Source organism: Acinetobacter wuhouensis, assembly GCF_001696605.3.
Classification (GTDB): domain Bacteria; phylum Pseudomonadota; class Gammaproteobacteria; order Pseudomonadales; family Moraxellaceae; genus Acinetobacter; species Acinetobacter wuhouensis.
In genome coordinates, this window is record NZ_CP031716.1 from 3,618,309 (window position 1) to 3,631,343 (window position 13,035).

16 protein-coding genes are annotated in these 13,035 nt (G+C 41.5%); 4 read left to right on the top strand and 12 right to left on the bottom strand.

The window, feature by feature from the left end:
• Window positions 1-235: 235 nt before the first annotated feature.
• From BEN71_RS17970 to BEN71_RS18015, 10 genes are all read right to left on the bottom strand, one after another.
• Window positions 236-655: a F0F1 ATP synthase subunit epsilon gene (locus BEN71_RS17970; protein WP_068975648.1), complete on the bottom strand. Its 420-nt coding sequence runs from the start codon at window positions 653-655 to the stop codon at window positions 236-238.
• 27 nt (window positions 656-682) lie between these two features.
• Window positions 683-2,077, bottom strand: coding sequence for a F0F1 ATP synthase subunit beta (gene atpD, locus BEN71_RS17975; RefSeq protein WP_004831984.1), 1,395 nt, complete (start codon window positions 2,075-2,077; stop codon window positions 683-685).
• A 26-nt stretch (window positions 2,078-2,103) separates the two neighbouring features.
• Window positions 2,104-2,973 (bottom strand): F0F1 ATP synthase subunit gamma, encoded by an 870-nt coding sequence (gene atpG / locus BEN71_RS17980; RefSeq protein ID WP_068975647.1) that lies wholly within the window; start codon window positions 2,971-2,973, stop codon window positions 2,104-2,106.
• A gap of 88 nt (window positions 2,974-3,061) precedes the next feature.
• Window positions 3,062-4,606 carry a F0F1 ATP synthase subunit alpha gene (gene atpA, locus BEN71_RS17985; RefSeq protein WP_068975646.1) on the bottom strand — a complete coding sequence of 515 codons (1,545 nt, stop codon included), beginning with the start codon at window positions 4,604-4,606 and terminating at the stop codon, window positions 3,062-3,064.
• Between the two features lie 59 nt (window positions 4,607-4,665).
• Window positions 4,666-5,202, bottom strand: coding sequence for a F0F1 ATP synthase subunit delta (locus tag BEN71_RS17990; RefSeq protein ID WP_068975645.1), 537 nt, complete (start codon window positions 5,200-5,202; stop codon window positions 4,666-4,668).
• Between the two features lie 11 nt (window positions 5,203-5,213).
• Window positions 5,214-5,684, bottom strand: coding sequence for a F0F1 ATP synthase subunit B (locus BEN71_RS17995; protein ID WP_068975644.1), 471 nt, complete (start codon window positions 5,682-5,684; stop codon window positions 5,214-5,216).
• A gap of 39 nt (window positions 5,685-5,723) precedes the next feature.
• Window positions 5,724-5,969: a F0F1 ATP synthase subunit C gene (gene atpE / locus BEN71_RS18000; RefSeq protein ID WP_000424060.1), complete on the bottom strand. Its 246-nt coding sequence runs from the start codon at window positions 5,967-5,969 to the stop codon at window positions 5,724-5,726.
• Between the two features lie 84 nt (window positions 5,970-6,053).
• Entirely contained in the window at window positions 6,054-6,929 is an 876-nt protein-coding gene (atpB, locus tag BEN71_RS18005) for a F0F1 ATP synthase subunit A (protein ID WP_068975643.1), read from the bottom strand.
• A gap of 110 nt (window positions 6,930-7,039) precedes the next feature.
• A complete protein-coding gene (locus tag BEN71_RS18010; RefSeq protein ID WP_068975642.1) occupies window positions 7,040-7,432 on the bottom strand; it encodes an ATP synthase subunit I in 393 nt (130 codons plus the stop codon).
• 171 nt (window positions 7,433-7,603) lie between these two features.
• Window positions 7,604-8,446: a metal ABC transporter solute-binding protein, Zn/Mn family gene (locus BEN71_RS18015; RefSeq protein ID WP_068975641.1), complete on the bottom strand. Its 843-nt coding sequence runs from the start codon at window positions 8,444-8,446 to the stop codon at window positions 7,604-7,606.
• Between the two features lie 138 nt (window positions 8,447-8,584).
• Here BEN71_RS18015 and BEN71_RS18020 point away from each other — a divergent pair, with 138 nt between their 5' ends.
• From BEN71_RS18020 to znuB, 3 genes are read left to right on the top strand one after another with little or no spacing between them, the layout of a single operon-like run.
• Window positions 8,585-9,082 (top strand): transcriptional repressor, encoded by a 498-nt coding sequence (locus tag BEN71_RS18020; RefSeq protein ID WP_068975680.1) that lies wholly within the window; start codon window positions 8,585-8,587, stop codon window positions 9,080-9,082.
• A complete protein-coding gene (znuC, locus tag BEN71_RS18025) occupies window positions 9,055-9,843 on the top strand; it encodes a zinc ABC transporter ATP-binding protein ZnuC (RefSeq protein ID WP_068975640.1) in 789 nt (262 codons plus the stop codon). Before BEN71_RS18020 ends, znuC begins: the two co-directional genes overlap by 28 nt.
• Before the next feature lie 3 nt (window positions 9,844-9,846).
• Window positions 9,847-10,647: a zinc ABC transporter permease subunit ZnuB gene (gene znuB, locus BEN71_RS18030; protein ID WP_068975639.1), complete on the top strand. Its 801-nt coding sequence runs from the start codon at window positions 9,847-9,849 to the stop codon at window positions 10,645-10,647.
• Window positions 10,648-10,657: 10 nt separating this feature from the next.
• Here znuB and BEN71_RS18035 read toward each other — a convergent pair whose 3' ends face one another.
• Window positions 10,658-11,278, bottom strand: a complete 621-nt coding sequence (locus BEN71_RS18035; RefSeq protein WP_068975638.1) for a LysE family translocator — start codon at window positions 11,276-11,278, stop codon at window positions 10,658-10,660.
• A gap of 27 nt (window positions 11,279-11,305) precedes the next feature.
• Window positions 11,306-11,926 (bottom strand): LysE family transporter, encoded by a 621-nt coding sequence (locus tag BEN71_RS18040; RefSeq protein WP_068975637.1) that lies wholly within the window; start codon window positions 11,924-11,926, stop codon window positions 11,306-11,308.
• 161 nt (window positions 11,927-12,087) lie between these two features.
• Here BEN71_RS18040 and BEN71_RS18045 point away from each other — a divergent pair, with 161 nt between their 5' ends.
• Window positions 12,088-13,008 (top strand): Dyp-type peroxidase, encoded by a 921-nt coding sequence (locus tag BEN71_RS18045; protein WP_068975636.1) that lies wholly within the window; start codon window positions 12,088-12,090, stop codon window positions 13,006-13,008.
• The last annotated feature ends 27 nt before the right edge of the window (window positions 13,009-13,035 follow it).

Genomic DNA, 13,035 nt, shown 5'->3' on the forward strand with positions numbered 1-13,035 from the left:
TTTCAGGTTTAACTTATTGTCAGCCAAAGCTGAATCACTTTGATTCTGAATACATCCCGCATGATTTTTAATAGTTTAAACTTCCCTGCTGTTCGTAAATCAGCCCGATCTATCTCTTCTTTAAAATCAATCCTTGGTTCATTTCGCAACTTAAACAAATTTCCATCTAATTGAGCAATATTTAAAACATAAAAAAACCGCCCTTTCGGACGGTTCTTCAATCTCAAACTGCGTCTTATTGAGCGCGGTTTTTGATTTTGCGGATGGTTTCCAACTGAGCAGCAGTTTCTGCAAGAGCAGCCAAAGCAGCAGCAGAGTCCAAGTCGCTCTTTTGATTTGCTAACAATTGTTCAGCATTTTTACGTGCTTCGATAATTGCTGCTTCATCAAGGCTTTCCGCGCGTACAGCTGTATCTGCAAGAACAGTTACAACATGCGGTTGAACTTCAAGAACACCACCAGATACATAGATTAACTCTTCTGTACCGTTCTCAAGCAGAACGCGAATCGCGCCCGGCTTAAGTAAAGTTACTAACGGAGCGTGACCAGGCATAATACCCAATTCACCGCCAGCACCTTTTGCGATAAGCATTGTTACAGTGCCTGAGTACAAAGACTCTTTAACACTTACAACGTCACATTGCATAGTCGACATGTGAATCTCCTAAATTAGAGTTGCTAATTAAAGCTTCTCGGCTTTAGCGATCACTTCGTCAATACCACCAACCATATAGAACGCTTGTTCTGGAATGTGGTCGTATTCACCAGCTAGAAGACCTTTAAAGCCACGAATTGTTTCTTTAAGCGGTACAAGTTTACCAGGCGCACCAGTAAACACTTCAGCTACGTGGAACGGTTGAGAGAAGAAACGTTGGATCTTACGTGCACGGTATACAGTAAGTTTGTCTTCTTCAGCCAATTCGTCCATACCAAGAATTGCGATAATGTCTTTCAATTCTTTATAACGTTGAAGAACGTTTTGAACTGAACGAGCGATTTCGTAATGCTCAGCACCGACTACAAGTGGATCTAACTGACGTGAAGTAGAGTCAAGTGGATCGATCGCTGGGTAAATACCAGAAGATGCGATGTCACGGCTCAGTACAACAGTCGCATCCAAGTGAGCGAACGTAGTTGCAGGCGATGGATCTGTTAAGTCATCGGCAGGTACATATACTGCTTGGATAGACGTAATAGAACCAGACTTAGTCGATGTAATACGTTCTTGAAGAACACCCATCTCTTCTGCAAGTGTAGGTTGGTAACCTACTGCAGATGGCATACGACCTAACAATGCTGATACTTCAGTACCCGCAAGTGTATAACGGTAGATGTTATCTACGAACAATAAAACGTCACGGCCTTTACCGTTTTCGTCTTTCTCGTCACGGAAATATTCAGCCATAGTCAAACCAGTTAACGCTACGCGTAAACGGTTACCTGGTGGCTCATTCATCTGACCGTAGACCATTGCTACTTTGTCAAGAACGTTAGAATCTTTCATCTCGTGATAGAAGTCGTTACCTTCACGAGTACGCTCACCAACACCAGCAAACACAGATAAACCTGAGTGAGCTTTCGCGATGTTGTTGATCAATTCCATCATGTTTACAGTTTTACCAACACCGGCACCACCGAATAAACCAACTTTACCACCTTTAGCAAACGGGCAAAGCAAGTCGATGACTTTAATACCAGTTTCTAAAAGGTCAGTAGAAGCAGCTTGTTCAGCATAAGAAGGTGCTTGACGGTGAATCGGTAAACGCTCTTCAGTCGCTACAGGACCAGCTTCGTCGATCGGGCGACCAAGAACGTCCATGATACGACCTAAACATGCAGTACCTACAGGTACAGAAATAGGCGCACCAGTGTTAGATACGTTTAGACCACGTTTAAGACCTTCAGTAGATCCCATTGCGATGGTACGAACTACACCATCACCAAGTTGTTGCTGAACTTCTAAAGTAGTTTCAGTACCGTCAACTTGGAGAGCGTCATAGATCTTAGGAACGCTGTTGCGTTCAAACTCGACGTCGATAACCGCGCCGATGATCTGAATGATACGACCGCTACTCATTGCTGTCTCCTCAATTCAAAATAATGTTAAACGGCAGCGGCACCACCAACGATCTCAGAAATTTCCTGAGTAATCGCGGCTTGACGCAGCTTGTTATAAATGAGTTGTAGGCTCTTGATGAGGTCACCTGCGTTGTCAGTTGCAGCTTTCATTGCAACCATACGAGCAGACTGCTCACACGCGATGTTTTCAATCACGCCTTGATACACCATAGACTCAATGTAACGAACCAATAAACCATTTAAAAGCTCTTCAGCTTCTGGTTCATATAGGTAGTCCCAACCGTATTGACGGTTTAGACCCTCGCTCTCTTCAGCAGCAGCTAAAGGAACAAGTTGTTCGATTTTTTGGTTTTGAGTCATGGCATTGACAAAGCCGTTTGACACAAGATAAATACGATCTAATTCGCCTTTATCAAATGCGTCTAACATCACCTGTACAGAACCAGTTAACTGTTCAAGACCTGGAGCATCACCTAAGTTGGTTGTTGCACCCAGCACTTTACCGCCGTAGTTTTTAAAAAACGAAACCGCTTTTTGACCAATCAAAGCAAATTGAACTTCAATTGACTGCTCTTGTTGCTGTTGTACGTGTTTAACCACTTTTTTGAACAAGTTAATGTTCAAACCACCAGCAAGGCCACGATCTGAAGAAACAATGATATAGCCAACGCGTTTTACAGGGCGTTCAACCATATAACGATGTTTGTATTCAGGATTCGCTTGTACCAAATGAGCAATTACACGGTGCATATTTTCGGCATACGGACGGCCCTGAGCCATGCGCTCTTGCGCACGACGCATCTTAGAAGCTGCTACCATTTGCATCGCTCGAGTAATCTTCTGCGTGCTCTTGATACTAGCTACTTTGGCGCGAATTTCTTTTAAATTTGCCATACGCTTAACCTAGTATTCGAAAGCCCTTTCGAGCTTTCGAAGGTTGATCCGTGAACCAAACCAACACTAAATCCAACTAAGTTGAATATTAGTAAGTTTGAGTCGCTTTAAAGCTTTCAATACCAGCTTTGAATGCTGCTTCGATATCTTTATCCCAAGCACCAGTCTCATCAATTTTTTGCATTAACGCAGCATGTTCTGCACGGAAGTAAGAAACTAACGCAGCATCAAATGCAACGATTTTCTTCACTTCTACGTCAGCCATATAACCTTCGTTAGATGCATAAATTGAAACAGCTTGGTCAGCAATTGAATATGGAGCATATTGTTTTTGCTTCATTAATTCAGTTACACGTTGACCATGTTCAAGTTGCTTACGAGTTGCTTCATCAAGGTCAGAAGCGAACTGAGCAAACGCTGCCAATTCACGATATTGAGCCAAAGCAGTACGGATACCACCAGACAATTTTTTGATGACCTTAGTTTGCGCTGAACCACCAACACGAGATACAGAGATACCCGCGTTCACTGCAGGACGAATACCTGAGTTGAATAATGATGTTTCAAGGAAGATCTGACCATCTGTAATCGAAATTACGTTTGTTGGTACGAATGCAGATACGTCACCCGCTTGAGTTTCAATGATCGGTAATGCAGTCAAAGAACCAGTTTGGCCTTTAACTTCACCTTTCGTGAATTGCTCAACGTAGTCAGCAGAAACGCGCGAAGCACGCTCAAGAAGACGAGAGTGAAGATAGAATACGTCACCAGGATACGCTTCACGACCTGGTGGACGACGAAGAAGCAATGAAATTTGACGGTAAGCAACAGCTTGCTTAGACAAATCATCATAAATAATCAAAGCGTCTTCACCGCGGTCACGGAAGTATTCACCCATTGTACAGCCAGAATACGGAGCAAGGAAAAGCATTGCTGCTGGATCCGCTGCCGCTGCTGCTACAACAGTTGTATACGCCATAGCACCAGTTTCTTCTAGCTTACGTACAACGTTTGCAATCGTTGATTGTTTTTGACCAACTGCAACGTAAACACATTTAATGCCAGAATTTTTCTGAGCAATGATCGCATCGATCGCCATCGCTGTTTTACCAGTTTGACGGTCACCGATGATCAACTCACGCTGACCACGGCCTACTGGAATCATTGTATCTACTGATTTATAACCAGTTTGTACAGGTTCATCCACTGATTGACGCCAAATTACACCAGGTGCAACTTTTTCAACTTTATCAGTCAATTTTGCGTCAATTGGGCCTTTACCATCAATCGGGTTACCAAGAGCATCTACTACACGGCCTAAAAGTTCTGGACCAACCGGAACTTCTAATACACGACCTGTGCAACGCGCTTTTTGGCCTTCTTGAAGGCTTAAGTAGTTACCTAAAACAACGACGCCCACTGAATCCTGTTCTAGGTTCAGTGCCATACCGTATAAGCCGCCGTCGAATTCGATCATTTCACCGTACATAGCATCAGCTAAGCCGTGAATACGCACAATACCGTCGGAAACCATAACAATGGTTCCTTCGTTCTTAGCGGTCGCGCTGGTGTCCAGATCGCCGATACGCTGTTTAATGAGCGCACTGATCTCGGATGGATTCAGTTGTTGCATTGCGCTATACCTCAATCTTTTATTAGTTCAGTCTTCGTCTTTGCAGTGATTGTTAACAATTACGCTAAAAGACGAGTACGCATTTTTTCAAGCTTGCTAAGCGCAGAATCATCTATCACTTGGTCGCCTGCACGAATAACAACACCAGCAATCAATGCTGGATTTACTTCTACTGTAACTTTCACAGCGCTGTTCAAACGTTTTTCCAACGCATGAGCCAACTTCTGTTCTTGTACTGAATCAAGCGGAAAAGCTGATTCAATCACAACGTCAACAGTGTTGTTATTTTGCGATTTGAGTTGTTCAAATTCTGCTTCAATTTCAGGTAACAAAGTCAAACGACCATTGTCAGCAAGAAGTGTCAAAAAGTTTGACACTGCTTCAGTTTGCTGTTCACCTAAAACTTTCGCAAAAAGTGCAACCTGCTCAACAGGTGTCAACTCAGGGCGATTTAAATAAGCGGAGAATGCTTCATCTTGCACCGCAGCACTGAGCACTTGTAATGCTTGTGACCAAGAGTCAGTTGCATTTTGCTCAGATGCATAAGCAAATGCTGCTTTAGCGTATGGGCGTGCCAACGTCAAGAGTTCAGCCATATTCGCCTCTCTTAAAGTTTAGCAGCCAGCTGATTCAGCATGGCATTATGAGCTTCTGCGTCAACTTGTTGGTTCAGAATTTTTTCTGCACCAGCAACTGCAAGAGCAGCAACTTGTTGACGTAATTCTTCGCGAGCAGAATTGATGTCTTGGTCAACAGCTTCTTTCGCTTGTTGACGAATACGCTCACCTTCAGCAGATGCTTGAGTACGCGCTTCTTCGACCAATTGTGCCGCACGGCGGTTCGCTTGTTCGATCAATTGAGCCGCTTGTGCTTTTGCTGCGTCAATTTCTGTCTTCACTTGTGCTTGCGCATCAGCAAGATCAGCTTTTGCTTTTTCAGCAGCATTTAAGCCATCAGCGATTTTACGCTGACGCTCACTAATCGCATTGATTAGTGGTGGCCATACAAACTTCATGCAGAATGCGACAAAAATCGCAAATGCAATCGCTTGGCCAATCAATGTGAGGTTGATATTCATTGCAAATTCCTCAATGGTTTAATTTAGGAATTAAGCTGATTAACCTACAAATGGATTTGCGAAGATGAAGAACAAACCAATACCAACGCCGATCATAGGCACAGCATCAAGAAGACCCGCGATTAAGAACATACGAGTTTGAAGTTGTGGAGCCAATTCTGGTTGACGAGCAACAGCTTCAAGGAAGCGACCGCCTAAAAGACCGAAACCAATCGCAGTACCTAAAGCACCAAAAGCGATCAAGATAGCAGATGCAATTGCAACTAGACCTAAAGTGAGTTCCATGATAATTCCTCAGAGGTTAGGTTTTATACCAAATTAAGTTAAAAAAACTGTACCTAACCACCGGTTGATAGTTAGGTAATACCATTAATGCTTTTCGCTTGCCATGCTTAGATAAACGATGGTTAGCATCATAAAAATAAATGCTTGCAGGGTGATAATCAAAATATGGAAAATCGCCCATGGCACAGACAATGCCCATTGGATCCAGAACGGTAGTAACGCGATTAAGATGAAGATTAACTCACCTGCATACATGTTACCGAAAAGTCGAAGAGCCAAAGAGATTGGACGCGCAAGGAAAGTTACCAATTCCAAAAGCAAGTTAAATGGAATTAAAAGCGCTTTAGCGATTGGATTCTTAGGATTGAACGGATTCAGCGCCAATTCACCTACGAAACCGCTCACACCTTTTTCACGAATACTGTAGAAAATGATAAGAGCAAATACAGATAAAGACATACCAAGGGTAATGTTAGGATCTGTAGTAGGTACAATTTTGAAATACACGCTATGTGGATCCATACCAAACACGTTGCTACCAATAAGCGTAGCTAAATGTGGGATGAAATCTACAGGTACTAAATCCATTAAGTTCATGAGGAAAATCCACACAAAAATGGTTAGTGCCAACGGTGCAATCAAACGAGACTTCCCGTGGAAAGTATCACGAACACTTGAATCTACAAACTCAATAATCATTTCGATTGCAGACTGGAACTTGGTTGGAACACCAGAGTTTGCAGCTTTCGCTACACACCAGAACAACAAACAGAAAATCAAACCAAGTCCGATAGACCAACCCATTGAATCCAAGTGAATAGCAGTGAACCCCATCTGTTGAGCTTCAGCACCACTTTCTGCCAATTTCCATGTACCGTCTGGCATTTTGCCATAGGTCATATTGGTCAAGTGATGCTTGATATACTCGGTCGAAGTAAGGGCATGTTCTTCAGCAGCCATAAATCACACCTGGTCAATGTAAAAAAACTAATAGAATAAAACGAATATCGCGTGCTGCTTGATATCTCGCCTATTCCTGAAAAACTTTTCAATTTTTGCTGTGTTTATACTCATTTTTGTAAACGGGTTGCCCAAAAAGGAGCGATCCACGTCATGGCTTGTACAAGTATAAAACCACAAAACAAAGCCACCGGGGATAACGGCTGGACATTGCTTAAAATTAAAATGAATCCAACGATCACAATTGCAAATTTGCCCATCATGCCTCGGTACATGTTCGAAAGAACCTGTTTTGAAGCACGTGCGCCTGCTGCTCGAAACGACTGCCATGAAAAATAACAACTGGCAAGCCAACAAATGAACGCACCTAATGCTGCACTCAAAGCCGCAGTCGAGTCTTTCAAGACCCACGCTATCAAGGCTGAAACAGGAATCATTATTGCTTGCAAATAGACCAAAGCTTTTGCTAATCGTCGGTCAATCATGCGACTAGTTGGGCTCATTTTTTATCCACTCACAGCATATATGCTTGACAAGTTTAGCTGATGATCGTTTTTAATCGCAGGCATTATAGAGTTACACCCCTGAACATGCAATCTTTTCCCGACCTTAGTCGTGTTTTTTTCGATATTCATGGTGCTTTTCATATGTACGATTGTTGATTATTTTTTGCATCATTTTCGTGCATTAAGTACACAAGCTTGTGTTTCTTGTGCCAAAGTCCGCCAAGCAACCACAAAATCTTGTTGTTTTGCCAATGACTCATCTACCGATTGAAAGGTAATTTCACCCAATTTACGGTACTGACTTGGACTGGTACTGGCTTCTGCCAATAAGCACATTTTTTTGTAAGGGCGCGTGTCATTCATATATTTAATTTGTGTTACCGTTGGTGCCACATGGGGATCATCGGTCATTGCCCCCGCAAATTTCAAGTTCAAAGAACGCTCTAAATATTGATATGCATCATGATATGCCCAATAAGGTCGTACTGTACCTACGCCTATGTATTTTTGCGAAACAAGCAACATCTCATTGGCAAATTTTTTGGCATTATTCCAATACGCTGTTTTATTTTCTGGATGCTGTTGTGAACGCAAAGCGGCAATAAAGAAGCCAATGCGCACCGCATTATTTGGATCTAGCCAAACATGAGTATCCATGGTGTCTTTTAAAGCAATGCCACGTGTGCTACGCAATGGCAAAGCTTGAATAATGCCTGAGTTGAGAATAGAAATCGCTTTTGCATTATTCGCCAAGACTCTTTCTAACGGTGCTTCGTGTTCTTTGCCTAGCCAAATCACCAAAGAAGCATCCATGATTGTTTTACGATTATCAGGAGTGAGCTGTACGTCATGTCCCGACTGATTTCCTAAAAGTAAAACAGGTTCTTCCACACCTTGGGTAATCGATTTTGCGATGAGGTAAATCGGATGTGTAGAGACGACTAAAGGTGCTTGAGCCCAAGCAAGATTCGCCAATAATGCAGTTAAGCAAAAGGCAATGATGCGTTTCATGGAAATGTATTACCAAATAAGATTCATGTTATAATATAACAAATGCTAAAAAATGCCTATGCCATTCGTAACTTGATCGTGCTTCATGTTAATATTCACAATCCCCTTTCATTTAAACAAGAAGTCTTGAGGTCTGATATGAGCTTATGTTCACACGAGCACCATGATACTTTGCATGGCGTACACGATCATCTCAATGTTGAAACTCGCCTATCAGAAGCAGAGAACCTTTGTGCAACCTCAGGGGCACGCCTTACACCTTTACGTAAAGAAGTGCTTGAGTTGATTTTAAATGCGACAGGTCCTATGGGTGCCTATGATCTTTTGGCAAAAATGAAAGGATCAGCAGAGCGCCCTGCTGCCCCACCAACGGTTTATCGCACCTTAGACTTTTTATTGGAAAAAGGGTTTATTCATCGTTTAACTTCAATCAATGCCTACATTCCGTGTTGTCATCCACGTGAAGGGCATCAAGCTGCATTTTTAATTTGTACTGAATGTCATACAGTTAAAGAAGCTTCTGCAAAAGGCTTAATCCAAGAGTTGGATGATTTAGCCGCTTCAGATCACTTCAAGCCACATCATAGTATTATTGAGATTTCAGGAATATGTCAGCAGTGCTCGAACAAAGCATGAACGCCGCTCTCGTTCAACTGCAACAGATCAATGTCCGGATTGATGAACGTGACATTTTGAAAAATGTTGATTTTTCACTGCAAGAAAAAGAAATTGTCACGTTGATTGGGCCGAATGGTGCGGGTAAATCAACACTGATTAAAGTGTTATTGGGCATTTTAAAACCCAATTCAGGAAAAATTGTGGGTGCAAAAAATTTAAAGCTTGCCTATGTCCCACAAAAATTTAATCCATCACACAGCCTACCACTTCGTGTCAAAGACCTGCTTGATTTAGAAAAATGTGATAAAGCGATTAAGGCTGAAATCATTCGTGATACTGGCATTGCCAAATTAGAACATTCTAAAGTTCAACAACTTTCAGGTGGTGAACGACAACGGGTATTGTTAGCTCGTGCTTTATTACGCCAACCCAATGTTCTGGTCTTAGATGAACCAATGCAAGGCTTAGATATTCAATCTGAAGCAGAGCTATATGAATATGTTCGTAGCTTGCCTGAGCGTTATGGTTGCTCGATTTTAATTGTGTCACATGATTTACAATGGGTCATGCAAGGTACACAACGCGTTGTGTGTTTGAATAAGCATATTTGTTGTAGCGGTTTGCCCGATAGCATTCAGCAACATCCTGAATATTTGGCATTATTCGGCACCAGTCGTGTTCCATATCAGCATCATCATGATCATTGTGCGCATGGCGACTCAGCAAAAACCTGTGAACATGGTTCACATCCTCATATTCACCCAGAACCGGAAGCTTAAACCATGATGGAATGGTTAGAACTACTCTTACCTGCATGGATTATGGGAACACTGTTGGTGTTTCTCACTGCGCCACTGGGTTGTTTGATGCTTTGGCGTAGAATGTCTTTCTTTGCCGACACCATGGCACATGGGACTTTGCTTGGCGTGGCTTTGGCTGCTGTTTTGAGCTTACCGCTGTGGGTCGGTGTAACCTTCACTGCTGTGCTTTTGGTAGCTGTACTGTGGGTCTTACATGATCCTCGTTTACCGAATGATGCCTTACTGGCGCTTTGTGCAGCGACCCTGCTCTGTTCAGGGTTATTGCTGATTCAACATTTACCCGCATTGCGTCCTGAATTATTGAGTTATTTATTTGGTGATCTGTTGACTATTGAATGGTCTGATTTACCAATATTTACTGCGGTAATCGTCGGTGCATTGGCTGTGCTCTATCACTACTGGCAAGCACAGGTTCAAATTGCCATTGATCCTGATATTGCTGTCAGTGAAGGTGTCAATGCGAAATGGCAACGCTTAATTTTTATGTTGTTATTGGCTTTATTTACCGTATTGGCCTTGCGTGCAGTGGGTTCATTATTAATGGGTGCTTTACTGGTTATTCCTGCTTTGGCTTCCCGTTTGATTGCTCATTCACCTAAACAAATGGTGATTGGTGCTTTTATCATTGCCCAAATCGGGGTGACTGTCGGCTTATGGTCGAGCGCAGCTTTAAATATCTCAACAGGTTTAAGCATTGTTTTAACCATGTCGATTTTGTTTGCAGTTGTCTTTATTTCTCAAAAAATTAAAAAAGTGGCTTGATCCGAAGCCACTAGATCAAACTTTTCAATGAAATATACAAACCATACACTGCAATCACAATAAGAATCACGCCACACAAGCCCAACACTTTTGCATAAAGTTTACTTTTGGCTAACTTGTTAAAAGACAAATAAACCAAAGACAATGTCAGAAAATCTAAAATAATCCATGCCATGACCAAAATTGCCAAACTAATATTAATATTTGCATGAATCCCGATAAATTGAGGGAAGAAAGACGAGAAGAAAATAATATCTTTGGGATTTGAAATGCCAACTAAGAAACCTTTAACCACACCGCCATCAACTGGTGATAATACAGTTTCAGCTTGATCATTCTTCTGAGAAGAAACATCTTTGAGTATGTCATAACCCAAATAGGCAATATAAAAACAGCCAAGAATTTTAATGATAAGAAACAATGTTTCATTAACACTAAACATGCCTTTTAAAATTAAAATTGATGCGGTGATCAACACCAATGAAGCTAAGTTTGTACCAATAATGGTTTGCAAAGCTTTGCGATAGCCGCCTTTTAAACCCGCGCTCGCCACCAAGATCATCACAGGCCCAGGTGTCGCAATCATGATAATGACGGTGATAACGTAAAGATACAGTTCAAGATAATTCAAACATTGCCCTCTGATTTTTCAATCAAACTACTGATGTACCAAACTCAACAAACCAGCTGCACAGCTAAATAACACAGCAAAGGTACGGTTCATATATTTCTGCTGCTTTGGTGATTTGAGCAATCTTAATACTTTCGCCGCCAAGCCCGTATAACCAGCCATCACGATCAAATCAATCGTCACCATGGTGGTCGCCATAATCACATATTGAATCCATTGCGGTTTTGATAAATCTAAAAATTGTGGCAAAACTGCCAGTAAAAATACAATTGCTTTGGGGTTACTGATATTGACAATAAAACCATTTAAAATCAGTTTTGGAATAGATTTAGTTGGCTGTTCAGTTTGAATATCAATGGATTGTGTTTTTGCTGTCCATTGTATATAAGCCAAATATAAGAGATATAAGACACCAAACCATTTCACGACTAAAAAAGCTACGGGTGTTGTGGCAAATAAAACCCCAACACCTGCCGCAACAACCATGATTTGCACAAGTAGCGCCAACTGGAGTCCAATCGCATTCCAATAACCACGGCGAAAACCATAGTTTAAACCACTCGACATAGACGCAATTGCACCTGCACCAGGGGAAATACTAATCACCCAACACGCCAACATATAGGCAAACCAAACTTGATATGACATAACAACAGAAGAGGAGATTTTCAAAGTTTAATTATAGCTTTTTTAAATCGAAATTTTTCGATTAATTTAATTGTTAAAAAGTATAAGTCTTGTCTATGCTGTTCTCACTTGATCATGCACAATAAGCTTTGGATAAAAAATAATTGAGGAGCCATCACCATATGACAGCCCAATCTGTAATTCTGCCATTACCTTCAAACCATGCGCGTTTTATTGTTATTAATTTAAAAGATCTGTCTATTGATGGCTTAAAAGAACAACTCAATGCTTTGTTTAGCACTCGCGATCGTTTAATCACACAACATCCTGATGCTGAAATTAAGACTTCTGTCGCTTTTGGTCCTGAACTTTGGGCGAAGCTGTATGATCAATCCCCTGCTGGTTTTAAACAACTTGAACCGATTCAGGGCTCTTTTGAAATGCCAGTCGTTCCAGCGGATGTATTTATTCACATTGCCTCGGCACGTGCTGATCTGTGTTTTGCTATGAGCCAATCTTTTTTTAATGGCATCCAAAATCAAGTTGAAGTTTTGGATGAACGTGTTTGTTTCCGTTATTTGGATGGTCGTGATTTAACAGGTTTTATTGATGGAACTGAAAATCCTCAATTCCCTGATGATCGTGATGAAGTGGCTTTATTAGGTGAAGATGCTGGAATTTTTGCAAAAGGTTCGTTTGTATTTGCTCAACGTTATGTTCATGATTTAGATAAATGGAAACATTTAAAAGTTGATGCGCAAGAGCATGTGATTGGTCGTACTAAGTTAGAAAGTATTGAGCTTGATGATGATGTGAAACCTGATAATGCGCATGTTGCCCGTGCTGTGATCGAAGATGATGAAGGTGAAGAGCTTGAAATCTTACGTCATTCTCTTCCTTATGGTGATGGTCAAGGTGAGCAAGGTTTGTTCTTTCTTGCGTATACCAAAGATTTAACGCGTATTGATAAAATGTTAGTGCGTATGTTTGGTACGAGCGGTGATGGGATTCATGACCGTCTTCTTCATTTTGTCACTGCTGTTGATGGGGCTTATTTCTTTGCGCCAAGTGAGCATTTGCTGGAAGAGATTTTGGAAGGGTAATCTTAAAAGGGCTTTAGTATTTTCTAA

Excerpts from the sequence above, each read along its gene's own strand:
- BEN71_RS17970 (WP_068975648.1), bottom strand. The coding sequence starts at position 655 with ATGTCGACTATGCAATGTGACGTTGTAAGTGTTAAAGAGTCTTTGTAC.
- atpD (WP_004831984.1), bottom strand. The coding sequence starts at position 2,077 with ATGAGTAGCGGTCGTATCATTCAGATCATCGGCGCGGTTATCGACGTC.
- atpG (WP_068975647.1), bottom strand. The coding sequence starts at position 2,973 with ATGGCAAATTTAAAAGAAATTCGCGCCAAAGTAGCTAGTATCAAGAGC.
- atpA (WP_068975646.1), bottom strand. The coding sequence starts at position 4,606 with ATGCAACAACTGAATCCATCCGAGATCAGTGCGCTCATTAAACAGCGT.
- BEN71_RS17990 (WP_068975645.1), bottom strand. The coding sequence starts at position 5,202 with ATGGCTGAACTCTTGACGTTGGCACGCCCATACGCTAAAGCAGCATTT.
- BEN71_RS17995 (WP_068975644.1), bottom strand. The coding sequence starts at position 5,684 with ATGAATATCAACCTCACATTGATTGGCCAAGCGATTGCATTTGCGATT.
- atpE (WP_000424060.1), bottom strand. The coding sequence starts at position 5,969 with ATGGAACTCACTTTAGGTCTAGTTGCAATTGCATCTGCTATCTTGATC.
- atpB (WP_068975643.1), bottom strand. The coding sequence starts at position 6,929 with ATGGCTGCTGAAGAACATGCCCTTACTTCGACCGAGTATATCAAGCAT.
- BEN71_RS18010 (WP_068975642.1), bottom strand. The coding sequence starts at position 7,432 with ATGAGCCCAACTAGTCGCATGATTGACCGACGATTAGCAAAAGCTTTG.
- BEN71_RS18015 (WP_068975641.1), bottom strand. The coding sequence starts at position 8,446 with ATGAAACGCATCATTGCCTTTTGCTTAACTGCATTATTGGCGAATCTT.
- BEN71_RS18020 (WP_068975680.1), top strand. The coding sequence starts at position 8,585 with ATGAGCTTATGTTCACACGAGCACCATGATACTTTGCATGGCGTACAC.
- znuC (WP_068975640.1), top strand. The coding sequence starts at position 9,055 with ATGTCAGCAGTGCTCGAACAAAGCATGAACGCCGCTCTCGTTCAACTG.
- znuB (WP_068975639.1), top strand. The coding sequence starts at position 9,847 with ATGATGGAATGGTTAGAACTACTCTTACCTGCATGGATTATGGGAACA.
- BEN71_RS18040 (WP_068975637.1), bottom strand. The coding sequence starts at position 11,926 with ATGTCATATCAAGTTTGGTTTGCCTATATGTTGGCGTGTTGGGTGATT.
- BEN71_RS18045 (WP_068975636.1), top strand. The coding sequence starts at position 12,088 with ATGACAGCCCAATCTGTAATTCTGCCATTACCTTCAAACCATGCGCGT.